Here is a 25947-nt window from a genome sequence, read left to right as displayed (position 1 = left end):
CCGAACGCTATTCGCTCCCGATCGCCTCGGCAATGCTGGTAAACCCGTCGCGCTGCATAAGCTTGACCAGACCCGCGTTGATGGTGCGGGCCAGGCCGGGGCCGGCATAGACCATGGCGCTGTAAAGCTGGATCAGGCTCGCCCCGGCGCGGATTCGCGTCCAGGCATCCTCGGCAGTGGCGATACCGCCAACTCCGATCAGCGGAATTTGGCCGCCGCTGGCTTTTCGGAAATCACGCAAACGGCGAAGCGCCAGCTCGCGCAGCGGCGCGCCTGACAGCCCGCCCGCCTCACCGGCATGGCGTGAACGCAAGGTTGGGCGCGAGATCGTGGTGTTCGAGACGATCAGCGCGTCGATCCCCCGGTCGATGGCGGTGCAGCAGATCGGATCGATGTCTTCCGGCTGCAGGTCTGGGGCAAGCTTCAGGAACACTGGCGGCCCGGCCCGCCCGCGCGCCTCGGCCACGGCATCGAGCAGTTCGCCCAGTGTGCCCTGGTCCTGCAGTGCGCGCAGTCCCGGCGTATTGGGCGAACTGATATTGACCGTCAGGTAGCTGGCGAGCGGCGCCATCGCCCTGGTCATCGCCGCGTAATCGGCAATCCGGTCGGCCGAATCCTTGTTCGCGCCGATGTTGACGCCGACGATCCCCGGCCGCCCCGCCCGGCGACGCAAACGCGCCGCGACGGCCTCGGCGCCGTCGTTGTTGAAGCCCATCCGGTTGATCACGGCCTCGTCCTCGGCCAGCCGGAACAGGCGCGGCCGTGGGTTTCCCTGCTGCGGGCGAGGGGTCACCGTCCCGATCTCGACGAAGCCGAATCCCAGCCGCAACAACGCGTCCGGGACCTCGGCGTTCTTGTCGTATCCCGGAGCCGCGCCGAGGGGCGAGGGGAACGACAGGCCCGCAACGCGGACGGCCAGCGCCTCGGGGATTTGGGTTCGTCCCAGGGGCACCGCGCCCAGCGCTGCCAGCGAAAGCTTGTGCGCGGTTTCCGCCGGCAGCGCAAAGAGCGCGGGGCGAACAAGGGAAAACGGGCTGAGCGGCATCCAGGGCGCTATGGCAGCGGCGTTCGTTCGCGGCAATCGCCGAGCGGAGGCTTGCTTGGGCTCGCACCACAGCCTCCCCCGCATCGTACGAAAATTTCCGTCGGATTGGACCAATTTGTCGAATCCATACAATTTTCTGGCGCTGGACGCATGTAGTTGGCCCTTGCGACCCGAAGGGCTCGGAGCAGAGATGCAACGAGTTCTCCACTTTAGAAGGCAGCTTCCGCTTCGGCGGGGCTGCCTTTTTTTTTGTCGCTAGTGGTGGCCCTGTTTGCTTGACAGTGCGGCGGGGCCGCTTGCAGGACTGCGGCCGACATGGGGCCGCTGATCAATAGACTACGCAACGGGGCGCCCGTCTGACATGGCAAGCCCGGCGCGCAGGGAAGAACGGCTTCGTGAAGGGCGGCTGACCAGCCTCGCGCTGATCAAGCTCGATTACATCGCGCCCCCGCCCGACCTCGCCCCGTTCGTCATCACCTTTTACCTGTTCCGCTGCGACGAGAGCGAGATTCACGACATCCAGCCGGGCACCGGATGCAATCTGTCCATCTTCATGCGCGGCAAGGGCGAGATGGCGTTCCGTGACGGAATGATCGACGCAAGCCATCCGATCAACGTCCTGACCCCCTGCGCGGTGGCGGCGCCGTTCATGGTCGACGGTCCGTGGCATGCCTTCGGCGCGGCGCTGTCTCCGCTCGGATGGGCGGCGTTGACTGGGAAGTCGGCGGCGAAAGAGGGCAATCGGCTGCGCAACGCGACCGAATTGCTGGGTGCCGATTTCGCGGCGGCTGGCGAACGAATCATCGCGGGCTACAACGCCGGAGCGCTGGATGGCGGCGGGATGGAGGCGATCCTGTCGGACGCCATCCGGCGCAATATCGGCCCCGTCCCATCTAGTCACGTGCGCCTGATCCAGATGGTAGCGCAGTGGCTCGGCAGTTCGCTCAGCCCATCGGTCGACGATCTCAACGCGATGGCCAACTATTCGCCCCGTCAGGTCCAGCGGCTGGTCGACTACTATTACGGGCTGCCGCCCAAGCAACTCGCGCGAAAGTATCGCGCGCTGCGTGCTGCCTCGCTTCTCGCCGAACCCGGCATCACCGCCGATGATGCCGATGCCATCGCCGGACATTTCTACGACCAGTCGCACATGATTCGCGAAATCCGCCTGTTTGCGGGCCGCACCCCCGCGCGGGTGGGCGAAGCCGATAGCCCGGTGCTCGGCGCGCTGCTGAACTTGCGCAATTTTCGCGAGATTCGCCCGCAGGTTGCACCGCTGCCCGACGACCTGCACCGCTGACTTGCCAGAATCGGACCGCCGCCCTATTTAATCGGAGTAATCCGGTCCGATTTTGGAGCGGACCCGCTTCGTTAAGAGATCGCCGCGATGCGCCTGTCCAACATGGCCGACTATGCCGTCGTCACGATGTCCGCCGCAGCGCGCCATTGCGGCGGTGCGCGCGTCAATGCCGGGGCCCTCGCGGTCGAGACGGGATTGCCGGCGGCCACCGTCCAGCGCCTCGTGAGCAAGCTTTCCGCCGCCGGCCTGCTGCGCTCGGTGCGCGGCGCGGGCGGGGGGCTGATGCTCGCGCGCCCCGCAGCGGCGATCAGCCTGGCCGATATCGTCGAGGCGGTCGAAGGCCCGATTGCGCTGACCCCGTGTGTCGAGCAGGGGCGTCACGACTGCAGTCTGGAGGGCGCTTGTGCGGTGCGTCCGCACTGGAGCATCGTCAACAACGCGGTGCGCGGCGCGCTGGCCGAGGTTCCGCTGACCCGCCTTGTCGCGATGGCGGAGGAACCGGCGTGAGCGACGATATCGAAATCCAGGATCGCGCCGCGCGCGAGGCGGCGAAGAAGCTCGAGACCTACGAGTGGGGCTTCTCCTCGGACATCCAGCAGGACTTCGCGCCGAAGGGGTTGAGCGAGGACACCGTCCGTTTCATCTCGGCCAAGAAGAACGAGCCCGAATGGATGCTCGACTGGCGGCTGAAGGCGTTCCGCCACTGGCAGACCCTGACCGCGCCGGACTGGGCGAAGCTCAATGTCCCGCCGATCGACTACCAGGACGCCTATTACTACGCGGAGCCGCGCGCAAAGCCGAAGCTCGGCAGCCTCGACGAGGTCGACCCCGAAATTCTGCGGGTTTACGAGAAGCTGGGCATCCCTATCGCCGAGCAGGAAGTGCTCGCGGGCGTGGAAGGCGCGCGAAAGGTCGCGGTCGATGCCGTGTTCGATTCGGTCAGCGTGGCCACGACCTTCCGCAAGGAGCTTGAGGCCGCCGGGGTCATCTTCCGCTCGATCTCCGAGGCGATCCGCGAGTATCCCGACCTCGTGCGTCGCTGGCTGGGCAAGGTCGTGCCGATGCACGACAACTACTTCGCCACGCTCAACTGTGCGGTCTTTTCGGACGGCACCTTCGTCTACATCCCCGAGGGCGTGCGCTGCCCGATGGAGCTGAGCACCTATTTCCGCATCAACGCGGAAAACACCGGGCAGTTCGAGCGGACCCTGATCGTCGCCGACAAGGGCAGCTACGTCAGCTACCTCGAAGGCTGCACCGCGCCGATGCGCGATGAAAACCAACTCCACGCCGCGGTGGTCGAGCTCGTCGCCCTCGACGATGCCGAGATCAAGTACTCGACCGTGCAGAACTGGTACCCTGGCGACGCGCAGGGGAAGGGCGGAATCTACAATTTCGTGACCAAGCGGGCGCTGTGCCAGGGCGCGCGCAGCAAGGTCAGCTGGACCCAGGTCGAGACCGGCAGCGCCATCACCTGGAAGTATCCGAGCTGCGTCCTCAACGGCGAGGATTCTGTGGGCGAATTCTACTCGGTGGCGGTGACGAACAATTTCCAGCAGGCCGACACCGGGACCAAGATGATCCATAACGGCAAGCGCAGCCGCTCGACGATCATCTCGAAGGGCATCAGCGCCGGCCACAGCAACAATACATATCGCGGCCTCGTGCGCGTCGCCCCGAATGCGGACGGCGTGCGCAACTTCACCCAATGCGATTCGCTGCTGCTGGGGGCCGAATGCGGCGCTCACACCGTGCCTTACATCGAGGTGCGTAATCCCGGCGCGCAGATCGAGCACGAGGCGACCACCAGCAAGATCAGCGACGACCAGCTGTTCTACGCGATGCAACGCGGGCTGGGCCAGGAAGAGGCGGTGGCGCTGATCGTCAACGGCTTTGCGAAAGAGGTGCTCCAGCAGTTGCCGATGGAATTCGCGGTCGAGGCGCAGAAGCTGCTCGGTATCAGTCTTGAAGGAAGTGTGGGCTAGTGCTCGAAATCAATGACCTCCACGCCACGGTCGCGGCCAAGCCGATCCTCAGGGGCCTGTCGCTCAGCATCAAGCCGGGCGAAATCCACGCAATCATGGGGCCGAATGGCGCGGGCAAGTCGACGCTGGCCTATACGCTCGGCGGGCGGCCCGCGTACGAGGTGACCGCGGGCTCAGTGACCTTCGACGGCGCAGACCTGCTGGCGATGGACCCGCATGAGCGCGCGGCCGCCGGCCTGTTCCTTGGTTTCCAGTACCCGGTCGAGATACCCGGCGTCTCGTTCGTCCAGTTCCTGCGCGAATCGCTCAACGCCCAGCGCAAGGCGCGTGGCGAAGCGCCGCTCTCGGGCGGCGAATTCCTCAAGCTGGTGCGCGAGAAGGCGGGCCTGCTCAGGATGGACATGGAAATGCTCAAGCGGCCGGTGAACGTCGGCTTTTCGGGCGGCGAGAAAAAGCGCGCCGAAATGGTCCAGATGGGCATCCTCGATCCAAAGCTGGCGGTGCTCGACGAAACCGACAGCGGGCTGGACATCGACGCTCTGCGGATCGTGGGCGACGGCATCAACACGATCATGCGCCGCCCGGACAAGGCGGTGCTGCTCATCACGCATTACCAGCGGCTGCTCGACACCGTGAAGCCCGACTTCGTCCATGTGCTTGCCGGCGGACGCATCGTGCGCACCGGCGGACCGGAGCTTGCCCATCAACTCGAGGACGAGGGCTACGAGGCCGTCGCCGCATGATCGCCGAGGATGTTCCCCTGCCTCCGGTGGGCGATACCGGCGCGCTGCGCCGCACCGCGCTCGTCGTCGCGGCGCTCAACTTCGCCTATTTCGCGGTCGAGATTGTCGCCAGCAACCGTATCGGCTCGGTCTCCCTTTATGCCGACTCAGCCGACTTTCTCGAGGATGCGGCGGTCAACACGCTGATCGTGATTGCGCTGGGCTGGAGCCTGGCGGCGCGGGCGCGGCTGGGCTTCGCGATGGCGGGCATCGCGCTGCTGCCCGGTCTTGCCGCGCTGTGGACCGCATACGGCAAGCTGACCGGCCACGGCGGTGCGCCCGATGCGGTTATCCTGGGCTGGGTCGCGGCTGGCGCGTTCGTCGCCAATGTCGCCTGCGCCTTCCTTCTCATGCGTCATCGCGAGTCGGGCGGAAGCCTGGGCAAGGCGGCTTGGCTGTGCGCGCGCAACGATGCGCTGGCGAATGTCGCGATCCTGCTCGCGGCGTTGGCGACCGTCCGCTGGCCTACGATCTGGCCCGACCTCATCGTCGGCGCCGGCGTGTTCCTCCTCAACCTCGATGCGGCGAGCGACGTGCTGAAGGCCGCGCGCGACGACCGCCAGAGCTTGCGCGCATGACGCTCGCCGAACTCCCCACGCGCCGCGACGAGGCCTATCGCTACAGCGACCTTGCCGCGCTCGCCCCGTTGTGGCCCGTCGCGCGAGAGACGATTGCGCTCGGCGCGGGTGAGACGCTGGCGCGAAGCATCGTGCAGGATGCCGAGGCCGCGACCAGCACCGCGCGGCATCTCGCAATCGAACTCGGCGCCGGGGCGAGGCTCGACCTAGCCGTTCTCAATACCGGCGGCGCGTTCGGACGGATCGCGCTCGACGTGGCGCTGAGCGAAGGCGCACAATTCAATCTCGGCGCGGCCCAGATCGGCGGCGCCGCGCAGATGCTCGAGATCGTGACCGAGGTTACACACGCCGAACCCGATGCGGTCAGCCGGCAGGTAATCCGCTCGGTCCTCGCGGACAATGCGACGGGGACCTACCTGGGCAAGGTTGCAGTTGCGCGTGGCGCGGTCGGCACCGATTCGGAACAGTCGGTCCGAGCGATGCTGCTCAGCCGCACAGCGACGGCGAACGCCCGGCCCGAGCTGGAAATCTACGCCGACGACGTGAAGTGCGCACATGGTTGCGCGGTCGGCGAGCTGGATGCCAACGCGCTGTTCTATCTCCAGTCGCGCGGGCTGCCGCCAGCGCAGGCCAAGCGCCTGATGCTCCAGGCGTTCCTGGCGGAGGCATTCGTCGGGATGGCCGACGAAGAGAGCCTGACCGCGGCCGCGCTCGACCGGCTGGGACACATCCTGTGAGCGCCACGGCATCCGCCACGGCCACGCAGGCTGCGATCCTCGGGCGCAAGGCCGACTTCCCGGGTCTCGTGAACTCGGACGGCTCGCCCTGGCACTATCTCGACACCGCCGCCACAGCGCAGAAGCCGCAGGTCGTGGTCGATGCCGTCGGCAACGCGCTGGGGCGGGACTACGCCACGGTCCATCGCGGGGTCTACACGCGCTCCGCCGAGATGACGCTGGGCTACGAGGCGGCGCGGCGGCGCGTTGCCGAGTTTATCGGCGGAGCGGAGGACGAGATCGTCTTCACCCGCGGCGCGACCGAGGCGATCAACCTGGTCGCGCAGACCTGGGGCACCGCCAACCTCAAGCCGGGCGACCGCATCCTCCTTTCGCAGCTCGAACATCATTCCAACATCGTGCCCTGGCAACTGATCCAGGATCGCACCGGGATCGAGATCGACGTCTGCCCGCTGACCGCCGATGGACGAATCGACCTCGATGCCGCCGAGCGGATTCTGACCGGCGCGCACAAGCTGGTTGCGTTGGCGCATGTCTCGAACGTTCTCGGCTCGGCGCTCGACGCACGCCGTGCCGCCGATCTTGCGCACGGAGTCGGGGCACTGCTGCTGCTCGACGGCTGCCAGGCGGTACCGCGCATGGCGGTCGACGTGGCCGCGCTCGATTGCGACTTCTATGCCTTTTCCGGGCACAAGCTCTACGGCCCGACCGGGATCGGGGCGCTATGGGCGCGCGCCGACCTCCTTGCCGCGACGCCGCCGTGGCAGGGCGGCGGCTCGATGATCGACCGCGTGACTTTCGCGCGGACGACCTTCGCCCCTCCTCCTCAGCGGTTCGAGGCCGGCACCCCCGCGATCGTCGAGGCGATCGGGCTGGCGGCCGGGATCGATTATGTGACCAGCATCGGAATCGACACGATCGCCGCCCACGAAGCCGAACTGGTCCGCACCACCCGCGAGGCGTTGCGCCGGATAAATTCAGTGACCCTTTTCGGCCCCGAAGATAGCGCCGGTATCGTGAGTTTTGCGTTGTCGGGGGTGCATCCCCACGATCTCGGCACTATCTTGGACGAGGAAAACGTCGCGATCCGCGCCGGGCACCATTGCGCCCAGCCGCTGATGGATCACTTGAAGGTCCCCGCCACGGCGCGCGCCAGCTTCGGGCTCTACAGCGACGAGGACGATGTGGCCGCGCTGCTGCGCGGAATCGAACGGACGATGAGGATTTTCGGATGAGCGAACAGGCAGCCGACCGGACTATCAGGATCGAGGAAGTGGACGCTGTCGCGCCGCCGCCGCGCGCGCGGGTCGACGATGCTTCCGCGCCCCCGGAAAGCGCAGCCGACAAGCTGGAACGCAAGCGCGACTATCTCGACGGCTTCCTCGCCGCGCAGCCGCCTGCCTCCGATCCCGGCGCGCCGGGCGGCGAGCTTTACGAGGCAGTGATCGGCGCCTTGAAGGAAATCTACGACCCGGAAATCCCGGTCAACATCTATGACCTTGGCCTGATCTACGGCGTCGATGTCTCACCCGAGAATCATGTGGTGGTGACGATGACGCTGACCACCCCGCATTGCCCGGTAGCCGAATCGATGCCGGGCGAGGTCGAACTGCGCGTGGGCGCAGTGCCCGGTGTTGGCGATGCCGAGGTCAACCTGGTGTGGGATCCCGCGTGGGACCCGGCGAAGATGAGCGACGAGGCCCGGCTCGAACTGGGGATGCTGTAATGTCTGTCGAAACCCGTGTCCGCCGTCCAACTCCCGCCGCGGTCACGCTGACCCCTGCCGCCGAGCAGCGCATCGCCGACCTGATGGAACAGGCCCCCGAAGGCGCGATCGGCGTGAAGCTCAGCACGCCGCGCCGGGGCTGCTCCGGGCTCGCGTACTCGGTCGACTACGTGAACGAGGCCGTCCCGTTCGACGAGCGGATCGAGACCCCGGGCGGGACCTTCTTCATCGACGGCGGCTCGGTTCTTTATCTCATCGGCAGCACGATGGACTGGCGCGAGGATGATTTTGCCGCGGGCTTCGTTTTCGAGAATCCCAACGCCAAGGGCGCCTGCGGCTGCGGCGAAAGCTTTACGGTCTAGTCAGCGCTGGCGCAGCGCGGCGACGCATGCCGCGCGGTCGACATCGAGGCCGTCGCTGCGCCGCGCGTCGACGTAAGTCGTTTCGGGCTCGCGCCCTTCCGCCGGCGGATAGAGATAGACGTCCAGAACGCAGGCACTGCCTTCGAACTGGAGCTTGCGGGCATCGCCCTCGACGATGTCGAGCCGGGCCGGCCCGAACATCCGCACCAGGTCCGCCGCGCGGGCGCCGATCACCGCTTCCAGGCCGGGGAGGTTCTGCCTGGTGGCGGTGCGCGGAAGATGGCGCGGCACGCGTGCGCGCGACGGCGCAGCGGGGCGGGTAGCCGGCGCGCTCGCCGCGGGGCGAGGCGGGCCGGATTCGGGCACCGCGGGGGCGCACCCGGCCAACGCCAGGGAAGCCGCCACGCTGATCGCGATGCGGCTAGGCTGCATGGGCCGCCGCCAGCTTGCGATGGACGATGTGGGTCGCCATCGCCGCGCCGAGAACCGGGGCGAGCAGATTGACGAACGGGACGAGGAGCAGCGCCACCACGATTGCTCCCAGCGCCAATCGCGTCAGTGCCGGCGGCAGGGGTGGCAATCCGTCGGCGTCGCGGTGGCGCAGGGCCACCATCTCGGTCAGTTCGCGGCCCAGAAGCACCGCGTTTACCAGTCCGAACACGATCGCCGGCCCCAGCCCGGTCGCCATCACCAGCAGCGCCACCGGCAGAGCGGCCAGATTGTAGCCGAGCGAACGCAAGACGCCCTGAAGCGCAATCTGGACCTGGCGATGCCAGCCGAGCGGATGCTCGGTCAGGGCGGCGGCGGGATAATGCCTGGCCTCGACCGCCAGGACCACATCGTCGGCGAAGAGCTGCAGCACGGCCAGCGCCACGATCCTGAACAGCACCCAGCCCAGGACGACCGCCAGCAACACCGCCAGCAGCGTCTGGAAATCCTGGCCCGCGCCCCATTGGCCCAGCGCCCAACCGATCCCGATCCAGCCGAGCCAGCCCAGCGCAGCGAACACCGCAAGCGTGACCACCAGCGTCTTGACCAGCACCGCAAGGATGCGGCGGTCCGAAAGCTGGCCGAGGGCGAGGGAGAGGGCGCTGAACATCATGGGCGGGGATTGCCTCTGGCCCGGCAACTGTCAATCGCCCGCATCGCATGTGCTGAAGAGGCCAGCATTCGCCTTGCCTGCGAAGGGGTTGGTCGCTAACCGCGCGCCTTTGCGTCACAACCCCCAGGACAATTCGATGACCCAGCCGCACTCCGATGCCCCTCAGTACGATGTCATCGCCATCGGCAATGCCATCGTCGACGTGATGGCACCCTGCGAGGATGCGCTGATCGAGCGGCTCGGCCTGACCCGCGGCGGGATGACCCTAGTCGATACCGCCCGCGCGGGCGAACTCTACGACGCGATGGGCCCGGCGCGCGAGATCAGCGGCGGTTCGGCCGCCAATACTCTCGCCGGCCTCGCAGCGCTGGGCGCGAACTGCGCGTTCATCGGGCAGGTCGCCGACGACCAGCTCGGCGAGGTTTTCGCGCACGACATCCGCGCCGGCGGGATCGCGTTCGCGACGCCCGCGCGCGCCGGCGATCCGCCGACCGCGCGTTGCCTGATCTTCGTGACTCCCGACGGCCAGCGCACGATGAACACCTACCTTGGCGCGTCGCAGTATCTCCCGGCCGAGGCGCTTGACGAGGCGCTGATCGCTTCGGCCAAGGTGCTTTATCTTGAAGGCTACCTGTGGGACCCCGAAGAACCGCGGCACGCGATGCGCCGCGCCATCAGCGCCGCTCGCAAGGCCGGCTGCAAGGTTGCCTTCACCCTGTCCGACGCCTTCGTCATCTCGCGTCACGGCGACGATTTCCGCGCGCTGATCGAGGCGGGGGAGATCGACATCCTCTTCGCCAACCACGTCGAGCTGGCCGCGCTGACCGGCCATGAGGATTTTCACGACGGCATCGCGATGCTGAAGGACAAGGTCCCCGTGCTGATCGTGACCCGCGGCGCCGATGGTGCCGTCGCGGTGGCCGGGACCGACCATGCCGAAGTGCAGGCAGAATTGATCGCGAAGGTGGTCGACACCACCGGCGCGGGCGACCTTTTTGCCGCCGGATTCTTGGCCGGCCATGTTCGGGGCAAGAACCTGGAAACCTGCCTGACGATGGGCGCGGTCGCGGCGGCGGAGATCATCTCGCACTATGGCGCGCGGCCCGAAGTGAACTTGCGCGAACTGATCGCGGGCCGGCTCGGCGATTAGAACTTCGGCAACGAACAGGCGGTTATCCAGCCGCCATGAACGTTGCCGAGGCCATCCGTTCCGTCCGCGACGATTACGTCGAGCAACTCGGCGCCTTCGTCGCGCAGGAGCAGCGGGCAAATTCCGTCGCCGCGCGCGACTGTCGCCTCGCCATGCCGCAAAGCACGCTGTTCGCGAGGGCCTACGTCCCCGATATCTACGTTCCTGGCCCGCCGGAACGGATGACGGATTTCGTCCCGCGAGCGCGGGATGGCAAGCTGCCCGAATTCACCTTTCGCACGCCGAACGTGACGGTGGAGTTCGAGGACCTGTGGTGGGACGATCTTCGGCTCGACCATGATGGGGAATTTACGGGGCCGCTGATTTCGGCCTGGTTCAACCGCTGGTTTCCCGCCGCCCAGCCCCAGCCAGCGCGAAGCGCGGGAGCCGAAGGCTACATCCATTCGGCCTGCGTCGACGAGCGGTGGATCACGGCCGACCTCGGCTCCGCCGACGCCAAATCCTTGTTCGAACTGCTCAACGTGGCGCAGAAATGCGGCGCCACGCACGTCCGCGTGTCGACAACCCGGGCGCAGACCGCCCTCTAGGCTGCTTCCTCGCGTGCGACTTCGCGCCAGCCAATGTCGCGGCGGCAGAACAGGCCCGGGGCATCGATCGCATCGACGGCGGCATAGGCGCGGGTCTGCGCTTCGCTGACGTCGGCTCCGGTTGCCGTGACGCTCAACACCCGCCCGCCGCTTGCGGTCAGTACTCCGTCGCCGCCCAGCGCGGTCCCGGCATGGAAAACGGTCGCGCCCGTCGCCTCGGCGGCAGGAACGCCATCGATCCGTGCGCCCGTTTCGGGCGCACCGGGGTAGCCCTGGGCGGCCATGACCACGGTCAGCGCGGTTTCGTCGGAAAAGACCGGCGCAGGCAGCGCGCCGAGCCGGCTTTCCGCGCAGGCGAGGAGCAGTTCGGCAAGGTCGCTCTCCAGCCGCATCATGAGGACCTGGCATTCGGGATCGCCGAACCGGGCGTTGTATTCGATCAGGCGAACCCCGTTGCGGGTCAGCATCAGCCCCGCGAACAGGACGCCCTGATAGGGCATTCCGGCTTCGGCCAGCTCCCTGACGGTCGGGGCGATGATCCGTTCGATGGTCTCTCCTTCGAGCAGCGGGGTCAGCACGCGCGCGGGGCTGTAGGCGCCCATTCCGCCGGTGTTCGGCCCGGTGTCTCCCTCGCCGACGCGCTTGTGATCCTGTGCCGACCCGAAGGGCACGATCGTGGCGCCGTCGGTCAGCGCGAAAAAGCTGGCTTCCTCGCCTTCGAGAAATTCCTCGATCACCACCTCGGCGCCCGCGCGGCCGAACGCGCCCTGGAACATGTCGGCGACCGCGGCGCAGGCTTCCTCGGCCGTTTCGGCGATGACCACGCCCTTGCCGGCGGCAAGTCCATCGGCCTTGATCACGACCGGCGTGGTGAAGCTGTCCAGCGCGGCCAGCGCTTCGGCCTCACTGCTGGCGCGCACATAGGCGGCGGTGGGAATGTCGGCGCGGGAGCAAAGGTCCTTGGTGAAGCCCTTCGATCCCTCGAGTTGGGCGGCAAGCCGGCTCGGCCCGAACACCGCGAATCCGGCGCCGCGCAGCGAATCCGCCAGCCCGTCGACCAGCGGCGCTTCGGGTCCGACCACCACGAGCGTGATCCGCTTCGCCTCGCACAGCGCGATGACCGCGGCATGGTCGGTGATGTCGACCGCCAGCAGCGAAGCATGCCGGGCGATCCCCGGATTGCCCGGCGTAGCGTACAGATTTTCGAGGCGCGGAGATTGCGCCAGCTTCCAGGCCAGCCCATGTTCGCGCCCGCCCCCGCCCAGCAGCAGGATATTCATGGAAGTTCCTTACAACGAACCGGATGCCGGGCTGTTAGCGAAGCACGGGGCGGGCGACAACGCCGCGCCGCTCAGCATCACCGAGATTTCCGCTCTGCTCAAGCGCACCGTCGAGGACCGGTTCGGCTTCGTGCGGCTGCGCGGCGAACTGTCGGGGGTGAAACGCGCCGCTTCGGGCCACTTGTACTGCAGCCTTAAGGACGAGGGTGCGCGGATCGACGGGGTGATGTGGCGCGGAACGGCGCAGCGACTGTCGTTCCAGCCGGAGGACGGGATCGAGGTGATCGCCACCGGCAAGCTCACCACCTACCCGGGGCGCTCGTCCTACCAGATCGTGATCGAGCGGATGGAGATCGCGGGCGAGGGGGCGTTGCTCGCGCTGCTGGCGCGCACCAAGGCACGGCTTGAGGCCGAGGGCCTGTTCGATGCCGCGCGCAAGCGACCGCTCCCGTTCATGCCGCGCACGATCGGCGTGGTTACCTCGCCCACCGGCGCGGTCATCCGCGACATCCTTCACCGACTGGGCGACCGTTTCCCCGTGCGGGTGATCGTGTGGCCGGTGCTGGTCCAGGGTCAGGATGCAGGACGCCAGGTCGCGGCTGCGGTGCGCGGCTTTTCAGACCTTGCCGAAGGCGGGTTCGTACCGCGTCCCGATCTGGTCATCGTGGCGCGCGGGGGCGGCTCGATCGAGGACCTGTGGGCGTTCAACGAGGAGGAGGTGGTGCGCGCAATCGCCGATTCGGTGATCCCCGTGATCAGCGCGGTCGGACATGAAACCGATACCACGCTGGCCGATTTCGCCGCCGACCTGCGCGCGCCGACGCCGACCGCCGCCGCGGAACTGGCGGTGCCGGTTCGTGCCGAACTGATCAACCAGATCGCCGAGCTTCTGCTGCGCAAGCGGCGCGGCCAAATGCGCGCCCTGGCGCTGGCGGGCGAACGCCTCGCCTCGCGGGCCGATCGGCTCCCCTTGCCCCAGGCGATCCTCGCCAGCCGGACGCAGCGCCTCGACGACGCGGCGGAGCGCCTGCGCCGGGGGCTGCTGCACCGCACCGGCGTCGCCCAGGCCGCGCTGTCACGCGATGCCGGCGCTCTGCGGCCCGCCTTGCTGGCGGCAAGAGTGGCGCGAGGGCGTGAACGCGTCGCGGCCGCGGGTCTGCGCGCCGCGCTGCTCGGCACGGCCCAGGCGCGAGCGCGCGATCGGTTGGCCGGACTTGCGCGCGTGATGTCGCAGCTCGACCCCGACAAGCCGCTCGAGCGTGGTTTTGCTCGGGTGCTCGATCCGGCGGGGCAGACCGTCACCAGCGCGGCTGCGGGCGCGCGCGAGGCGGCGCTTACCCTGAAGTTCCGCGACGGCGCGCTCGCCGTCCAGCCCGTCACCGCCGGCGCACCGCGCCCTGCCCGGTCGACGCCTGCTCGCCCTGCGCCGACGAAGAGCGAGCAAGGGCGTTTGTTCTAACGGCCAACGCTTGCTAGGCTGGGAACCATGCTGATGTCCTCCCGAGACCGCCTCGCGCGGCTCCACTACATGCCCAACGGGTTCCGCGTGCTCGCCCCGGGCGACCATGTGATCTGCGCGGTCAGCGCCGAGCGAATCTCGCTCGACCTCCTGCGCTACTGGAGCGTGACCCGCCAGGAAGCCTACGCCAGCGCCGAACTGGCGACCCGCCGGGCACTGGAAGAAAAGTGACCGCGCCGCGCCACGCCGCCCTGGCGGTGGTGGTCCTGGCCAGCGGGTGTGCCGCCACGCCTGCCCCCGCACCTGCGCTCGATGCGCCGCCCGCCGCGGTGGTTCGGCCGGCAGCGCCGCAGACCGCGCCTGCCCGGTTCGTGTTCGACGGGCCAGCGACCCAGGGCGGATTTCTGCGCGGGACCGCTCCGCGGGGTACGACGACCCTCACCCTCGACGGCAAGCCGGTCGAACTGGCCGAAGACGGCGGGTTCATCGTCGCCTTCGATCGCGATGCGCCGCCCGAGGCGCGGCTCGCAGCCCGGCTCGCGGACGGCACGACCCACGTCCAGACGCTCAGGATCGCGCCGCGGGCCTGGGACATCGAACGGTTGAATGTACCGATGCGCCCGCCCGCGATGACGACCGAGGAGTTCCGCCAGCGCCGCGCGGGCGAGCTGGCCCAGATCGCGCAAGCGCGATCGGCCGATGCTCCCGCGCGAGGATGGCGCCAGGGCTTCATCTGGCCGGCGCAGGGGCGCATTTCGGGCAAGTTCGGCGCGCAGCGGATCTATCGGGGCGAACCTGGCGCCTATCACTCGGGGCTCGACATCGCGGGCGGCGCGGGGACGACGTATGTTGCGCCCGCCGACGGCGTGGTGGTGCTGGCAGCGTCCAGCCCCTTTACGCTGGAGGGCAACCTGCTGATCATCGATCACGGTCACGGCCTCAACAGCGCGTTCCTGCACAGCTCGCAACTACTGGTGCATGAAGGCGACACCGTGCGGCAGGGACAGCCCATCGGCCGCATCGGAATGACCGGCCGCGCTTCGGGGCCGCACCTGCACTGGTCGATCAAGTGGAACGACGCGCGGCTGGATCCGCTGCTGTTCGTGCCGCCCCGAAACTGACCGTCCCGGCTATTCCACCCGGCGCATCTTGATTCCGGGCTGGCCGTTCACCGATACGAAGTAGCTGCCGAAGGCGCCCTTGGTGATGGCAGCCTTCTGGCCGATCTTGGGCGACATCACGAAGTTCTTGAGGTCGACCTGTTCCCACACGCCGCCTTCGTCGAACGACAGGCGCCAGCCGTTGGGAATCGACCGCACGGTCGCCACCTTGGTGTCGATCCGCTTGATTTCGGTCGCTTCGTCGTCCCCGCCGCCGAAGCCCAGAAGGCGCCCGACGGGGGCGGCGAAGCCGAACAGGCCGCGCTTTGCCTCCTGAATGTCCTTGCGGTCGGCGACGACGATCTCGTGGCTTTGCGTCGCCTCGGCGAAGACCGCCACCTGGCGATCGAAGCACGCCAGCCGCGCGGCATTGTCCGCGATCTGCCGGCATTCGACGAGCTGGCGGACGACTTCGGGCGGCGCCTTGTCCTTCGCGGCCTTGTCCTTGGCCAGGGCCGTGCCTGCCCCGGCGAGCGTTGCCAGTGCCATCATCGCGATTGCAGCTTTGCGCATATCCGTTCCCATCCCTCGCGACCGGTTGCTAACAGTATCGCGGCGCTCGCGACAAGGGCGGCTGGACGGTCGTCGCCGTCGCTGTGTCCATTGTTGCAATTGAGGTACAGTACGCGCGCAAATCTGCCGCAATTCGGCGGCTGCGCTTTACACCCCCGGACCGTTTCGGCATCGACCCCGCATTCCTGGCAATCCTCGCCCTTCAAGGCGTCGATTGACCGGCGAGACCACGGCGGCTCGGGTCGCCAGAACAAGGGACCATCTTTGTGAAAAAATTCGTCACGCTCAAGGCCAGCGCAGCGCCCATCGCGCTGGGCATCGCTCTTGCCGGCGCGCCGGCGTTCGCTCAGGACGCCACGACCCCGGCCGATGACACAACCGCAGCCGCGCCGACCGCGGAGCCCATCGTCGTTACCGGTTCGCGCATTCTGTCGCCGAACCAGACGTCGATCGCGCCCGTGACCACGGTCACCAGCGATGACATCAAGCTGACGGGCACGACCCGCACCGAGGATCTCCTCAACTCGCTGCCGCAGGTTACCGCGGGCCAGTCGTCGCAGCTCGCCAACGGCGCGAGCGGCACCGCCACCGTCGACCTTCGCGGCCTCGGGCCGTCGCGCACCCTGGTCCTGATCAACGGCCGCCGTCTCATGACCGGCGATCCGAACTCCACGACCTCGGCCGCCGACCTTAACTTCATCCCCGCCTCGCTGGTGAAGCGCGTGGACGTGCTGACCGGCGGCGCTTCGGCGACCTACGGCGCCGACGCGGTCGCGGGCGTCGTCAACTTCATCATGGACACCGATTTCACCGGTTTCCGGATCGACGCCAACTACGGCCTTTACACCCACAGCAACCACGACAAGACCACGCCGCCGCTCTTGCTCGCCCGCCAGAAGGCCGGATTCAAGAACTACGGCTTCCCCACCGGCCACAACGCCGATGGCGCGCAGTACGACGTGACCGCCTCGTTCGGTGCGAACTTCGCCGACAACGCCGGCCACTTCACGGCCTATGTCGGCTACCGCAAGGCCAACCCGCTGCTTCAGGCGCGTCGCGACTTCAGCTCGTGCACCATCCAGAACACCGGCTCCGCCTCGGCGACGGGTGCGGTGACCGGCCTGCAGTGCGGCGGTTCGGCCACGTCCGACACCGGCACCGTGTTCTACTTCCAGTCCGACACGACCTCGTCGACCGTCGGTGCGCTGGGTGCAGGCACGCTGACCCGCGGCACGCTCAACCGCTACAACTTCGCGCCGCTGAACTACTTCCAGCGTCCTGACGAGCGTTACACCGCCGGCGCCTTCGCCGACTACGAGATCTCGCCCGCGATCCATCCGTACATGGAATTCATGTTCATGGACGATCGCACGCTGGCGCAGATCGCGCCGTCGGGCGATTTCGGCAACACGCTGACCATCAACTGCGACAACCCGCTGATGTCGGCCAGCCAGCGCGCGCAGATCTGCGTTCCCGCGAACCTGATCAACACCTACCTGGGCAACTTCCCGGTCGCAGCGAACGCGGGCTACAACCCGAACGGCGCCAGCCCGACCAACCCGGCGCTGGTGTTCAGCGATCCGACCACGGGCAATCCGTACAACATCGCGTTCCTGCAGCCGCTGCGCCGCAACGTCGAAGGTGGGCCGCGTATCAACGACCTGCAGCACACGTCGTATCGCGCGGTTCTGGGTTCGCGCGGCGAACTCGGCTCGTCGTGGTCGTATGACGCGTACTACCAGTACGGCAAAACCGAGTACTCGCAGCGCTACCAGAACGAATTCTCGGTTTCGCGCCTTACCAGCGCACTCGACGCGGTCCTCGCGCCGACAACCTATACCGGGAACAACTTCGTCCTCAACTCGGCCGGCCAGAAGGTCGTCTGCCGCTCGGCGCTGAGCGGCGATGCCAACTGCGTTCCCTACGACCTGCTCGGCGGCAAGCCGTCGGCCGGTGCGCTGGCTTATGTCCAGGGCAGCGGCTTCCTCCGCGGCCAGACCTCGGAGCAGGTTGCCAGCGCGACCATCAACGGTTCGCTGGGCGACTACGGCCTGAAGTTCCCGTGGGCGAGCGACGGCGTCAGCGTCGCGCTCGGCACCGAGTACCGCAAGGAGAAGCTGGAACTGTTCGCGGACAACGCGTTCCAGACCGGCGATCTCAGCGGTCAGGGCGCGCCGACCAAGGACGTCGCGGGTTCGTATGACGTGGTCGAGGCCTTCGGCGAAATCGAAGTGCCGATCGTCCAGGACAGCTTCATCTACAGCCTGTCGCTGAACGGCGGTTACCGCTACTCGCACTACTCGATCTCGAACGGCCAGAAGTACAACACCGACACCTACAAGCTCGGTGTGGACTTCGCCCCGGTTCGTGACCTGCGCTTCCGTGCCGGCTACAACCGTGCGGTTCGCGTGCCGAACATCCAGGAACTGTTCGCGCCGCAGATCGTCGCGCTCGACGGTTCGACGGATCCGTGCTCGGGCGCTCCGATCACGGCAGCCGACACGGGCTGTCTGGCGCAGGGCCTGCGGGTCGGCCAGACCGTCGCCGGCAACCCGGCCGGTCAGTACAACGGCCTGATCGGCGGTACGCCGACGCTGCGTCCGGAAGTGTCGACCACCAAGACCCTGGGTGTCGTTCTTGCGCCGCGCTGGGTTCCCAGCCTGACGCTGAGCGCCGACTTCTTTGACATCAAGGTCAAGGGAGCGATCCAGTCGTTCGGTGCCGACGCGATCCTCAACGCCTGCGTCAACGACACGAACCTGTTCGCTTGCGGTCTCGTCCATCGCAACGCGGCCGGCTCGCTGTGGCTGACCTCGGACGGCTACGTCCAGGATCTCGCGACCAACATCGGTAGCGTCAAGACCCGTGGCTTCGAGTTCAACGGCAACTACGGCACCGAGATCGGTTCGCTCGGCCGCCTGTCGTTCAGCTTCGTCGGCACGCTCCTCGACAAGTTCGTCACCGACAACGGCCTGACCGATCCGTACGATTGCCGTGGCTTCTTCGGCCCGACCTGCGGTGTTCCGCTGCCCAAGTGGCGCCACAAGGCTCGCGTGGGCTTCACCGCCCCCAACGGCCTCGGTGCGTCGCTGCAGTGGCGTCACATCGGTTCGACCGATATCGAGTACAAGAACTCGAGCCCGTCGCTCAACGGCAAGTACTACGCCTTCGCTTCGCACCTGAGGCCGGTGAACTACTTCGACCTCGCGCTGACCGCGAACATCGGCGACCACTTCTCGTGGCGCCTGGGCGCGAACAACCTGTTCGACAAGGATCCGCCGCTGGTGTCTTCGGGCAACTCGGCCGGTTCGGCGAGCGGTTGCGCCAGCGTGGTCTGCAACGGCAACACCTACCCGGGTATGTACGACTCGCTGGGTCGCTACGTGTACACGGGCATCACGCTGGACTTCTAATCCGGCGGATATCCAACTAACCTGGCGGCGGTCCCTCGCGGGGCCGCCGCCTTTGTTTTATCTGCATGGCCCCTCCGCCCAGGGGCAGGGACGCCCATCACCAATGTCGGCAACGATTTCGCCCGCAACCGCCGAAACGATGCAGACGCTTGCCGGACTGGCCCGCGCCGGCCGGCTAGACGAGGCCGCGCTCATGGCGGCCAGGGTGACGGCCGACAACCGCGATCCCGCGCTCGCCGCGCTGGCAGGGGCGATCGAATCCCATCGCGGGCAGTTCGAGCGTGCTGCCGCCTATCTGCAAACCGCCCATCTCGCCCGGCCGGACGACGTCACAATCCGCGCCAACCTGATCGAGGCGCTCTACCGCACGGACCGCAGTGCCGAAGCGCTGGCGCTGGTCGAACCTGCCGCGGCGAGGGCCGACCGCACCTCCCGCATTGCCCGGATCGGCGCCCACCTCGCTCAGGAAGCAGGCGACTTCGCGCGGGCGGAGCCACTGCACCGCCTCGTCGTCGAACGCGATCCGCATGACTGGGGCGCCTGGAACAACCTGGGCAATGCGCTGGGTCCGCTCGGCCGTCATGCCGAGGCGGTCGAAGCCCTGCGCCGCGCCGCCCAGCTCGCGCCCGATTCGCCCCCTATCCGCCTCAACTTCGGCAACGCGCTGGCCGAGGCGGGCGAGGGCGAGGAATGCGAAAAGGTCCTTCGCGATCTTGCCGCGGACTTTCCGGACGATCCGCAGGCGCTCGTCACGTTGTTTGCGCTGCTTCGTGCCTCGGGCCGCGAGGACGAAGCCTACGAGGCGATCGCCGAGGCCGCGCGCCGCGCTCCTGCCGACGCCGGAATCCGCTCGGACCACGGGCAGGACGCAGCGCGCCGCAACATGTACGATGTGGCCGAGCGTGAATTCGAAGCAGCGCTCGCGATCGAGCCTGGGCTCGGTCCGTCCTATGTCGGCCTCGCGAGCGTCTATGAGCGTGTGAACCGCGAGGCGGAGCTTGAGCCGCTGCGCGAACGTGCGGGCGCGAACGGCACCGACGACCAGACGATCGCCTATATCGACGCGCTGCGCCACAAGCGCGCCGGGCGCGTCGACGAGGCCTTCGCCGCGCTAGAGCAGTCCGGCGACGTCGTGGTGCCGGGGCGCAAGCACCATCTGCGCGGAACGATGCTCGACCGGCTCGGCCGCCACGAAGAGGCGTTTGCCGAGTTCGAGGCGATGAACACCCATTGGCGCGAAGACCCTGTCCGTCCGCTCGAGCGCGCCGCCCAGTACCGCCGGAGCGTGGAGCATGCGCGCGACTTGCTGTCGCGTTCGTGGGCCGACAGCTGGAGGGACTACACCCCGGCAGACGGCAGGACCGCGCCGGTCTTCGTGCTCGGCTTTCCGCGTTCGGGAACGACGCTGCTCGACACGATGCTGATGACCGACCCGGTCGTCGGCGTGCTCGAGGAGGAACCGCTGATCGCCGAGGTCGAGCGCGATCTAGGCGGGGTCGATGCCTTCCCCACTCTTGCGCGCGATCAGATCGACGCCGCGCGGTCCCGCTATTTCGAGCGTGCCGGCGACTTCCTCCAGCTTCGCCCCGAGACCCGGATTGTCGACAAGCACCCGCTTCACCTTAACAAGGTCGCGACGATCCGCCGGGTATTTCCCGAGGCGCGCTTCGTGCTGGCGCTGCGCCATCCCTGCGACGTGATCCTGAGCTGCTTCCTCACCAACTTCCGCCCCAACGCGGCGATGGCCAACTTCCTCGACCTCGACGATGCGGCGCGCCTCTATGACCTGACTTTCGGTCATTGGCTCAAGGCCTGCGAGGCGTTCGACCTTCCGGTGCGCACGGTGGTCTATGAGCGCCTTGTTCAGGATACCGAGCGCGAGCTTCGCCCGGTGTTCGACTGGCTCGACCTCGCCTGGCCCGAGAGCGAGTTCGATCACCGCGAGGCGGCCCGCGCGCGCGGCGCGGTCGCTACCGCCAGCTACGCCCAGGTGACGGAACCCGTGTACCAGCGGGCGCGCGGACGCTGGCGCAACTACGAGCGCGAACTGGAGCGGGTTTTCCCGATCCTTGCCCCGTGGGTCGAGCGGTTCGGCTATTCGCTGGAAGACGATCGCATTCCCGACTGGCCAGTGGGCGAGTCCGCCACGGCATGACCGGCGCGGTCGCCGACCCGGACCGCCTGGTCGCGGCCGGCGACCTCGCCGGCGCGGCGGCCGTCCTCGAGGCGACCCTTGGCCCCGGTTCACCGACAGATGCCTGGCTCAAGCTTGCGGGGCTACGGCGCGCGCTCCGCCAACCGCAACGGGCGCTGGACGCGGTCCATCAGGCGTTGGCGGTCTCGCCGCTCGATTTCGTCGCGCTGATCATGCGCGCCGGACTGCTCGAACGGTTGGGCGATGCGAATGCGGGCGAGGCTTGGGGCGAAGCCCTGGCCCAGCGCGTGCCGGGAGAACTGCCGCCGCCGCTGGCCACGGCCGTCGCTCACGGCGAAGAGGTCCACACCGCGTGGCTCGGCGCACGTGAGGCCGCGCTCGGCGGCCGGATCGAGAGCGTGCTGACCGAGGCGAGCCAAGAGGAGGGCGCCCGCATTGCGCGGTTCGCGAGCAATGCCTTGCGCAAGACCCGGCCCTATCATTCCGAACCCACCCACTTTCACTTTCCCGGGCTCGTCGAGCGGGAGTTTCATCCCCGCAGTGCATTTCCCTGGCTTGCCGAGGTCGAAGCGGCGAGCGCGGAGATACGGGATGAAATGCGCGCGGTGATTGCCTCCGAACGCGCCGAACTCGTCCCCTATCTTGATTACGAGGCGCACGAGGCGCTGGCGCAGTGGAAGCCGCTGAACCGGCATCGCGACTGGACCGCGGTGCACCTGTGGCAGCAGGGGCGCCGGGTGGACGCCAACGCCAACCAGTGCCCGCGCACAATGGCGCTGCTGGCCCGCCTGCCCCAGCCCGACATTCCCGGCGCTTCGCCCAACGCGATGTTCTCGCTGCTGGCGCCGCACACCACCATCCCGCCGCACGTCGGGGTCAACAATGCCCGACTGGTCTGCCACCTTGCCTTGGACATTCCCGAGGGTTGCTGGTTCCGCGTCGGCGCCGAGACCCGCGACTGGCGCGAGGGCGAGGTTTTCGTTTTCGACGATACGATCGAGCACGAAGCGGCCAATCCCAGTGCGCGCCTGCGGGTCGTACTGATCTTCGACGTCTGGCATCCTGGCCTGACGGAAATCGAGCAGCGCGGAGCGGCCGCAGTGGTCGCGGGGATGGGAGCACCCGCTGGCGGCCTCTAGGCACGGCGGGCCTCAGCCCACGCGCGAGGCGCTGATCGCGGCCGCCGAAGCCGCGCTCGACAATCACGCCGAGGAAGCGGCAGTCCCCGCGCTTGCTGCCTTCCACCGCGCAAATCCTGGCGACCTAGGCATAGCCCACTGGCTCGCCCTCCTGCTTCGCGCGCTCGACCGGCGCGAGGACGCGCTGCCGCTTGTGCGGCAGGCCGCCGCGGCCTCACCGGGCGATGCCGGGCTTGCCTATGCATTGGCGCAGATCCTGCTCGAGGCCGGTCTACCCGCCGTCAGGGAGTTCGAGACGGCGGTGAAGCTGGCGCCCGGGCGCGGGGACATGCGCCTGGGGCTGGCCGCGGCGCGGCTCGCCGCCGGACAGGGGCCCCAAGCCTTGACGGAACTCGGCGCGACCCTTGCGGCCAGTCCCGGCTGGATCGAGGGGCATCGCCAGTATGCGCAGCTCGCCTCGCTCGTCGGCCGGCACGGCGATATGCTTGCGACCCTCGAACGTGCGATCGCAGCGCATCCGACGGTGGTGGAGTTGCACCAGACGGCCGTCCAGCTTCTTCTCGACGCCGAACGGTTCGCCGATGCCCGCGATGCCGCGCAGCGCGGACGGCGGGTCGCGGACGATGACATCGCCTTGCTGCTGGGCGAGGCCGCTGGCAGCGACGAACTTCGCGATTTCGCGGAGGCGCGGGCGCTGTTCAACCGGATCGGCCCATCGGCCGAGCGAGCTATCCTGGTGCGCCGTTCGCGCCATTTCCTGCGAACGGGAAGTCACGCCCGGGCGGCCGCTGAGCTTGAGCCGCACCTGGGTCCGTACGGCGCCGACGACCTTTGGCCATATGCCGCTCTTGCTTGGCGGATCGGCGGGGATCCCCGGGCGACATGGCTGGACGAGCAGCCCGGGCTGATATCGGTCACCGACCTGGAGTTCGACGAGGCCGCGAGGGAAGCTTTGGCGGGCGTGCTGGGCGCGCTACACGACCGCTCGGGCCGTTTCCTGGACCAGTCAGTGCGTGGCGGAAGCCAGACCGACGGCGCACTGTTCGCGCGGGTGGACCCCGAGATCGTGGGCCTGCGCGAACGCATCCGCGCTGCTGTGGCCGCGCACATTACCGGGCTGCCGCCTCCGGATCCCCGCCACCCCACGCTGGCACGCCGCCGCGACCGGCCAATCCGTTTCGCGGGAAGCTGGTCGGTGCGGCTGCGCGATGCGGGTTTCCACGCCGCGCACCACCATCCGCAAGGCTGGCTTAGCTCGGCCTTCTACGTGTCGGTTCCTCAGGGCGAGGGCGGCATGCTCGAACTGGGGGGAGCACCGGCCGATTTCGGTCTCGACCTCGCCCCGCGCCGGGTAGTCGAGCCGCGCGTCGGGCGGCTGGTGATGTTTCCATCGTGGATGTGGCACGCGACGCGCCCGTTTTCGCGCGGCGAACGCATGACGGTCGCGTTCGATATCGCGCGCACTTGACCTGCACACCGGGCTTGGTCACTCTTGCGGACAGCCACCATTCCTTATTTCAGAACAGGTTCCGTAAGATGTTGATCGCTACGTCCCTTGCCATGCTGCTAGCCGCCGGCGTCGCAGCCGAGCCGCCAGCACCCGCCGTTCAACCGGCGCCAAAGGAGGCTGATCCGCTGATCTGCGAGCGTCAGCTCGAGCCGGGTTCGCTGCTCAAGAAGAAGAAGGTGTGCAAGCGCAAGAGCGAGTGGGCCGAGCAACGTCGCGACAACCGCATGCTGATCGAGCGTTCACAGACCCAGCGCACGATGTCCGGGCAGTAAGAGCCGCCCGGGGATTACGGACGCGAAAAGGGCGGCGCCGCGAGTGCGGCTGCCGCCTGATTCTTTTTGGATTAGGTAAGGCGGGGCGGGTTGAAAGCCCCCGGCCTGGAAATCAGGCGGCTTGAGCGACGCCCTGCTTGGCCAGCTCGCGCTTCAGCTTGAGCGCACGGGCGCTGAGCTTTTCGTCCGAAGTCTTGAGCAACCAGTTGTCGAGCCCGCCGACGTGCTCGACCGAGCGCAGCCCCGCGGCCGACACGCGCAGCTTGACCGCACGGTCGAGCTTTTCGCTGAGCAGGGTGACGTTCTGCAGGTTCGGCAGGAAGACACGCTTGGTCTTGTTGTTGGCGTGGCTCACGTTGTTGCCGACCAGACGACCCTTGCCGGTCAGTTCGCAGATGCGCGACATGGCTTTAACTCTCAATTCTTCGCTGATTGCGGGAAAGGGCGGCGCTTAGCGATTCATCGCTTGGTGGTCAAGGTCGGCCGGGATAGCGATCACGCGATGTCGCGCGACGAACCTTCCCCGGCCTGGCCGCTACCCTTGCCCATGCGCGCCGCGCTGGACGAGGCCGCCAAAGGCGCCGCCGCGGGCGAAGTGCCCATCGGTGCCGTGGTGGTCAAGGACGGGGCCATCATCGCCGCCGCGCACAACGCCCCGCGCGCGCTCCACGATCCGACGGCGCACGCCGAAATCCTGGCGATTCGCGCCGCCGCCGCGGCCTTGGGCGACGAGCGGCTGAGCGGGTGCGAACTGTGGGTGTCGCTCGAACCTTGCGCGATGTGCGCCGGCGCGATCGTCCATGCCCGAATCGCTCGGCTCTATTATGCAGCGCCCGATCCCAAGGGCGGGGCGGTGGAGCACGGCAGCCGGGTCTTTGCGCAGGACCAGTGCCTGCACCGGCCCGAGGTCTATTCGGGACTGGGCGAATCGGAAGCGGCGGCCATGCTGCGCGGCTTTTTCGCGGAGCGGCGGGCCTAGAAGCTCCGCCAGATCGAAACCCGTGCCGAATCCCGCGGACCCGCGTTCCGGGCGGGGCAGCGGCGTGGCCGGTAACGCTGGTCGAGGCAGACCCGCACCTCGCGCAGCCACCCTCCTCGTGACAAGAGCAAGCCGAAGCTCTGCGGCGGTCGCCCGGGATTGGTCTGCGCGAGCGCCTGGCGGAGTGCACCCGCATTGAGCGCGCGATCGCGCGAGAGGCGCGCCATGTCGGGATAGCGCATTGCATCGGCGAGGATGTTGCTGACGCGGAAATAGACCTCCGGGCGGCGGAAGGCGCAGCTTCCGTGCTTGGCCCAGGCGTGGGAGATCAGCGCGGGGCTAGGTGTCCTGCAGAATTGGCCGGCGGCAACGGGCGGCGCAGGTTGGGCGACTTTCGCGCACCATTGCGGAAAAGTTGCCGCCCCTTCGGGCCACAATCCGTGAACGACGAACCCGAAACGCCCGTTGCCGCCGCCGCATTGCATCCGTTGGGCAGCGCTGCCGCGATGGCTGCGGCAGAACTCCGGCGACCAAGACAGGGCGAGCGTGTAGCCGGTGACCGGGACGCGGCGGACGGGGCCGTCAGGCCGCTCGATGGCCGGCCGGGGCCAATGCGCCGGTACGGAACACTGCCATGCCTGCGCCAGCGCTGCGACTGGCAAGGCCGCGGCCACCAGCGCGCATAGCGCAAGGAAGCCGCGGACCTTCATTCC

27 protein-coding genes are annotated in these 25947 nt (G+C 67.9%); 20 read left to right on the top strand and 7 right to left on the bottom strand.

Features of this window, described 5'->3' with window-relative positions:
• Positions 1 to 7 precede the first annotated feature (7 nt).
• Entirely contained in the window at positions 8 to 1045 is a 1038-nt protein-coding gene (locus tag ACFO0A_RS02290) for a quinone-dependent dihydroorotate dehydrogenase (RefSeq protein WP_379537362.1), read from the bottom strand.
• Positions 1046 to 1406: 361 nt separating this feature from the next.
• Between ACFO0A_RS02290 and ACFO0A_RS02285 the strand changes: the two genes are divergently transcribed.
• The 9 genes from ACFO0A_RS02285 (at position 1407) to ACFO0A_RS02245 (ending at position 8515) form a co-directional block, all read left to right on the top strand.
• On the top strand, positions 1407 to 2345 hold the full coding sequence (locus tag ACFO0A_RS02285) for a helix-turn-helix domain-containing protein (RefSeq protein ID WP_379537361.1): 939 nt from the start codon (positions 1407 to 1409) through the stop codon (positions 2343 to 2345).
• A gap of 87 nt (positions 2346 to 2432) precedes the next feature.
• Positions 2433 to 2852: an RrF2 family transcriptional regulator gene (locus tag ACFO0A_RS02280; RefSeq protein WP_379537360.1), complete on the top strand. Its 420-nt coding sequence runs from the start codon at positions 2433 to 2435 to the stop codon at positions 2850 to 2852.
• Positions 2849 to 4330 carry a Fe-S cluster assembly protein SufB gene (sufB, locus tag ACFO0A_RS02275; protein WP_379537359.1) on the top strand — a complete coding sequence of 494 codons (1482 nt, stop codon included), beginning with the start codon at positions 2849 to 2851 and terminating at the stop codon, positions 4328 to 4330. Before ACFO0A_RS02280 ends, sufB begins: the two co-directional genes overlap by 4 nt.
• Positions 4330 to 5073 carry a Fe-S cluster assembly ATPase SufC gene (sufC, locus tag ACFO0A_RS02270; protein ID WP_379537358.1) on the top strand — a complete coding sequence of 248 codons (744 nt, stop codon included), beginning with the start codon at positions 4330 to 4332 and terminating at the stop codon, positions 5071 to 5073. Before sufB ends, sufC begins: the two co-directional genes overlap by 1 nt.
• Entirely contained in the window at positions 5070 to 5690 is a 621-nt protein-coding gene (locus ACFO0A_RS02265) for a cation efflux transmembrane domain-containing protein (protein ID WP_379537357.1), read from the top strand. Before sufC ends, ACFO0A_RS02265 begins: the two co-directional genes overlap by 4 nt.
• Positions 5687 to 6427, top strand: a complete 741-nt coding sequence (locus ACFO0A_RS02260) for a SufD family Fe-S cluster assembly protein (protein ID WP_379537356.1) — start codon at positions 5687 to 5689, stop codon at positions 6425 to 6427. Before ACFO0A_RS02265 ends, ACFO0A_RS02260 begins: the two co-directional genes overlap by 4 nt.
• Entirely contained in the window at positions 6424 to 7662 is a 1239-nt protein-coding gene (locus ACFO0A_RS02255) for a cysteine desulfurase (protein WP_379537355.1), read from the top strand. The genes ACFO0A_RS02260 and ACFO0A_RS02255 overlap by 4 nt, the downstream gene beginning before the upstream one ends.
• Positions 7659 to 8153, top strand: coding sequence for an SUF system Fe-S cluster assembly protein (locus ACFO0A_RS02250; RefSeq protein WP_379537354.1), 495 nt, complete (start codon positions 7659 to 7661; stop codon positions 8151 to 8153). The genes ACFO0A_RS02255 and ACFO0A_RS02250 overlap by 4 nt, the downstream gene beginning before the upstream one ends.
• Positions 8153 to 8515 carry a HesB/IscA family protein gene (locus ACFO0A_RS02245; RefSeq protein WP_379537353.1) on the top strand — a complete coding sequence of 121 codons (363 nt, stop codon included), beginning with the start codon at positions 8153 to 8155 and terminating at the stop codon, positions 8513 to 8515. The genes ACFO0A_RS02250 and ACFO0A_RS02245 overlap by 1 nt, the downstream gene beginning before the upstream one ends.
• Here ACFO0A_RS02245 and ACFO0A_RS02240 read toward each other — a convergent pair whose 3' ends face one another.
• Positions 8516 to 8947 (bottom strand): hypothetical protein, encoded by a 432-nt coding sequence (locus ACFO0A_RS02240; protein WP_379537352.1) that lies wholly within the window; start codon positions 8945 to 8947, stop codon positions 8516 to 8518. It lies immediately after the preceding gene.
• A complete protein-coding gene (locus ACFO0A_RS02235; protein WP_379537351.1) occupies positions 8937 to 9617 on the bottom strand; it encodes an EI24 domain-containing protein in 681 nt (226 codons plus the stop codon). Before ACFO0A_RS02235 ends, ACFO0A_RS02240 begins: the two co-directional genes overlap by 11 nt.
• A gap of 136 nt (positions 9618 to 9753) precedes the next feature.
• Between ACFO0A_RS02235 and ACFO0A_RS02230 the strand changes: the two genes are divergently transcribed.
• Positions 9754 to 10767, top strand: a complete 1014-nt coding sequence (locus ACFO0A_RS02230) for an adenosine kinase (RefSeq protein ID WP_379537350.1) — start codon at positions 9754 to 9756, stop codon at positions 10765 to 10767.
• Between the two features lie 35 nt (positions 10768 to 10802).
• Positions 10803 to 11354 carry a hypothetical protein gene (locus tag ACFO0A_RS02225; protein WP_379537349.1) on the top strand — a complete coding sequence of 184 codons (552 nt, stop codon included), beginning with the start codon at positions 10803 to 10805 and terminating at the stop codon, positions 11352 to 11354.
• Here the strand turns inward: ACFO0A_RS02225 and purD are convergent.
• Positions 11351 to 12634, bottom strand: coding sequence for a phosphoribosylamine--glycine ligase (purD, locus tag ACFO0A_RS02220; protein ID WP_379537348.1), 1284 nt, complete (start codon positions 12632 to 12634; stop codon positions 11351 to 11353). The genes ACFO0A_RS02225 and purD overlap by 4 nt on opposite strands.
• Here purD and xseA point away from each other — a divergent pair.
• Genes xseA through ACFO0A_RS02205 form a run of 3 tightly spaced genes read left to right on the top strand, consistent with a single transcriptional unit; the run spans position 12633 to position 15214 of the window.
• Positions 12633 to 14093 (top strand): exodeoxyribonuclease VII large subunit, encoded by a 1461-nt coding sequence (gene xseA, locus ACFO0A_RS02215; protein ID WP_379537347.1) that lies wholly within the window; start codon positions 12633 to 12635, stop codon positions 14091 to 14093. The two genes, purD and xseA, sit on opposite strands and share 2 nt — an antisense overlap.
• A 27-nt stretch (positions 14094 to 14120) precedes the next feature.
• Complete coding sequence (locus ACFO0A_RS02210; RefSeq protein ID WP_379537346.1) at positions 14121 to 14324, top strand: DUF2093 domain-containing protein; 204 nt, start codon at positions 14121 to 14123, stop codon at positions 14322 to 14324.
• Positions 14321 to 15214, top strand: a complete 894-nt coding sequence (locus ACFO0A_RS02205; RefSeq protein WP_379537345.1) for a M23 family metallopeptidase — start codon at positions 14321 to 14323, stop codon at positions 15212 to 15214. The genes ACFO0A_RS02210 and ACFO0A_RS02205 overlap by 4 nt, the downstream gene beginning before the upstream one ends.
• A gap of 9 nt (positions 15215 to 15223) precedes the next feature.
• Here the strand turns inward: ACFO0A_RS02205 and ACFO0A_RS02200 are convergent, their stop codons facing one another.
• Entirely contained in the window at positions 15224 to 15766 is a 543-nt protein-coding gene (locus tag ACFO0A_RS02200; protein ID WP_379537344.1) for a hypothetical protein, read from the bottom strand.
• Positions 15767 to 16032: 266 nt separating this feature from the next.
• Here ACFO0A_RS02200 and ACFO0A_RS02195 point away from each other — a divergent pair, with 266 nt between their 5' ends.
• The 5 genes from ACFO0A_RS02195 to ACFO0A_RS02175 all read left to right on the top strand — a co-directional run bounded on the left by ACFO0A_RS02195 (position 16033) and on the right by ACFO0A_RS02175 (position 24255).
• Complete coding sequence (locus ACFO0A_RS02195; RefSeq protein WP_379537343.1) at positions 16033 to 19179, top strand: TonB-dependent receptor plug domain-containing protein; 3147 nt, start codon at positions 16033 to 16035, stop codon at positions 19177 to 19179.
• A 103-nt stretch (positions 19180 to 19282) separates the two neighbouring features.
• Entirely contained in the window at positions 19283 to 21334 is a 2052-nt protein-coding gene (locus ACFO0A_RS02190) for a tetratricopeptide repeat-containing sulfotransferase family protein (RefSeq protein WP_379537342.1), read from the top strand.
• Positions 21331 to 22473, top strand: coding sequence for an aspartyl/asparaginyl beta-hydroxylase domain-containing protein (locus ACFO0A_RS02185; protein WP_379537341.1), 1143 nt, complete (start codon positions 21331 to 21333; stop codon positions 22471 to 22473). The genes ACFO0A_RS02190 and ACFO0A_RS02185 overlap by 4 nt, the downstream gene beginning before the upstream one ends.
• A gap of 193 nt (positions 22474 to 22666) precedes the next feature.
• Positions 22667 to 23941, top strand: coding sequence for a 2OG-Fe(II) oxygenase family protein (locus ACFO0A_RS02180; RefSeq protein WP_379537340.1), 1275 nt, complete (start codon positions 22667 to 22669; stop codon positions 23939 to 23941).
• A 68-nt stretch (positions 23942 to 24009) separates the two neighbouring features.
• Positions 24010 to 24255, top strand: a complete 246-nt coding sequence (locus tag ACFO0A_RS02175; RefSeq protein ID WP_379537339.1) for a hypothetical protein — start codon at positions 24010 to 24012, stop codon at positions 24253 to 24255.
• A gap of 112 nt (positions 24256 to 24367) precedes the next feature.
• On the opposite strand, the gene rpmB is transcribed toward ACFO0A_RS02175, so the two are convergent.
• Entirely contained in the window at positions 24368 to 24661 is a 294-nt protein-coding gene (gene rpmB, locus ACFO0A_RS02170) for a 50S ribosomal protein L28 (protein ID WP_379537338.1), read from the bottom strand.
• 141 nt (positions 24662 to 24802) lie between these two features.
• Between rpmB and ACFO0A_RS02165 the strand changes: the two genes are divergently transcribed.
• Positions 24803 to 25234 carry a nucleoside deaminase gene (locus ACFO0A_RS02165; protein ID WP_379538140.1) on the top strand — a complete coding sequence of 144 codons (432 nt, stop codon included), beginning with the start codon at positions 24803 to 24805 and terminating at the stop codon, positions 25232 to 25234.
• On the opposite strand, the gene ACFO0A_RS02160 is transcribed toward ACFO0A_RS02165, so the two are convergent.
• Positions 25231 to 25944: a ribonuclease T2 family protein gene (locus ACFO0A_RS02160; protein WP_379537337.1), complete on the bottom strand. Its 714-nt coding sequence runs from the start codon at positions 25942 to 25944 to the stop codon at positions 25231 to 25233. The genes ACFO0A_RS02165 and ACFO0A_RS02160 overlap by 4 nt on opposite strands.
• Between the last annotated feature and the right edge of the window lie 3 nt (positions 25945 to 25947).

The organism is Novosphingobium tardum (genome assembly GCF_042652045.1).
Taxonomy (GTDB): domain Bacteria; phylum Pseudomonadota; class Alphaproteobacteria; order Sphingomonadales; family Sphingomonadaceae; genus Novosphingobium; species Novosphingobium tardum.
This window is presented reverse-complemented; position numbering and strand designations above follow the sequence as displayed.

Excerpts from the sequence above, each read along its gene's own strand:
- ACFO0A_RS02290 (WP_379537362.1), bottom strand. The coding sequence starts at position 1,045 with ATGCCGCTCAGCCCGTTTTCCCTTGTTCGCCCCGCGCTCTTTGCGCTG.
- ACFO0A_RS02285 (WP_379537361.1), top strand. The coding sequence starts at position 1,407 with ATGGCAAGCCCGGCGCGCAGGGAAGAACGGCTTCGTGAAGGGCGGCTG.
- ACFO0A_RS02280 (WP_379537360.1), top strand. The coding sequence starts at position 2,433 with ATGCGCCTGTCCAACATGGCCGACTATGCCGTCGTCACGATGTCCGCC.
- ACFO0A_RS02265 (WP_379537357.1), top strand. The coding sequence starts at position 5,070 with ATGATCGCCGAGGATGTTCCCCTGCCTCCGGTGGGCGATACCGGCGCG.
- ACFO0A_RS02260 (WP_379537356.1), top strand. The coding sequence starts at position 5,687 with ATGACGCTCGCCGAACTCCCCACGCGCCGCGACGAGGCCTATCGCTAC.
- ACFO0A_RS02250 (WP_379537354.1), top strand. The coding sequence starts at position 7,659 with ATGAGCGAACAGGCAGCCGACCGGACTATCAGGATCGAGGAAGTGGAC.
- ACFO0A_RS02245 (WP_379537353.1), top strand. The coding sequence starts at position 8,153 with ATGTCTGTCGAAACCCGTGTCCGCCGTCCAACTCCCGCCGCGGTCACG.
- ACFO0A_RS02240 (WP_379537352.1), bottom strand. The coding sequence starts at position 8,947 with ATGCAGCCTAGCCGCATCGCGATCAGCGTGGCGGCTTCCCTGGCGTTG.
- ACFO0A_RS02235 (WP_379537351.1), bottom strand. The coding sequence starts at position 9,617 with ATGATGTTCAGCGCCCTCTCCCTCGCCCTCGGCCAGCTTTCGGACCGC.
- ACFO0A_RS02230 (WP_379537350.1), top strand. The coding sequence starts at position 9,754 with ATGACCCAGCCGCACTCCGATGCCCCTCAGTACGATGTCATCGCCATC.
- ACFO0A_RS02225 (WP_379537349.1), top strand. The coding sequence starts at position 10,803 with ATGAACGTTGCCGAGGCCATCCGTTCCGTCCGCGACGATTACGTCGAG.
- xseA (WP_379537347.1), top strand. The coding sequence starts at position 12,633 with ATGGAAGTTCCTTACAACGAACCGGATGCCGGGCTGTTAGCGAAGCAC.
- purD (WP_379537348.1), bottom strand. The coding sequence starts at position 12,634 with ATGAATATCCTGCTGCTGGGCGGGGGCGGGCGCGAACATGGGCTGGCC.
- ACFO0A_RS02210 (WP_379537346.1), top strand. The coding sequence starts at position 14,121 with ATGCTGATGTCCTCCCGAGACCGCCTCGCGCGGCTCCACTACATGCCC.
- ACFO0A_RS02200 (WP_379537344.1), bottom strand. The coding sequence starts at position 15,766 with ATGCGCAAAGCTGCAATCGCGATGATGGCACTGGCAACGCTCGCCGGG.
- ACFO0A_RS02190 (WP_379537342.1), top strand. The coding sequence starts at position 19,283 with ATGTCGGCAACGATTTCGCCCGCAACCGCCGAAACGATGCAGACGCTT.
- ACFO0A_RS02185 (WP_379537341.1), top strand. The coding sequence starts at position 21,331 with ATGACCGGCGCGGTCGCCGACCCGGACCGCCTGGTCGCGGCCGGCGAC.
- ACFO0A_RS02175 (WP_379537339.1), top strand. The coding sequence starts at position 24,010 with ATGTTGATCGCTACGTCCCTTGCCATGCTGCTAGCCGCCGGCGTCGCA.
- rpmB (WP_379537338.1), bottom strand. The coding sequence starts at position 24,661 with ATGTCGCGCATCTGCGAACTGACCGGCAAGGGTCGTCTGGTCGGCAAC.
- ACFO0A_RS02165 (WP_379538140.1), top strand. The coding sequence starts at position 24,803 with ATGCGCGCCGCGCTGGACGAGGCCGCCAAAGGCGCCGCCGCGGGCGAA.
- ACFO0A_RS02160 (WP_379537337.1), bottom strand. The coding sequence starts at position 25,944 with ATGAAGGTCCGCGGCTTCCTTGCGCTATGCGCGCTGGTGGCCGCGGCC.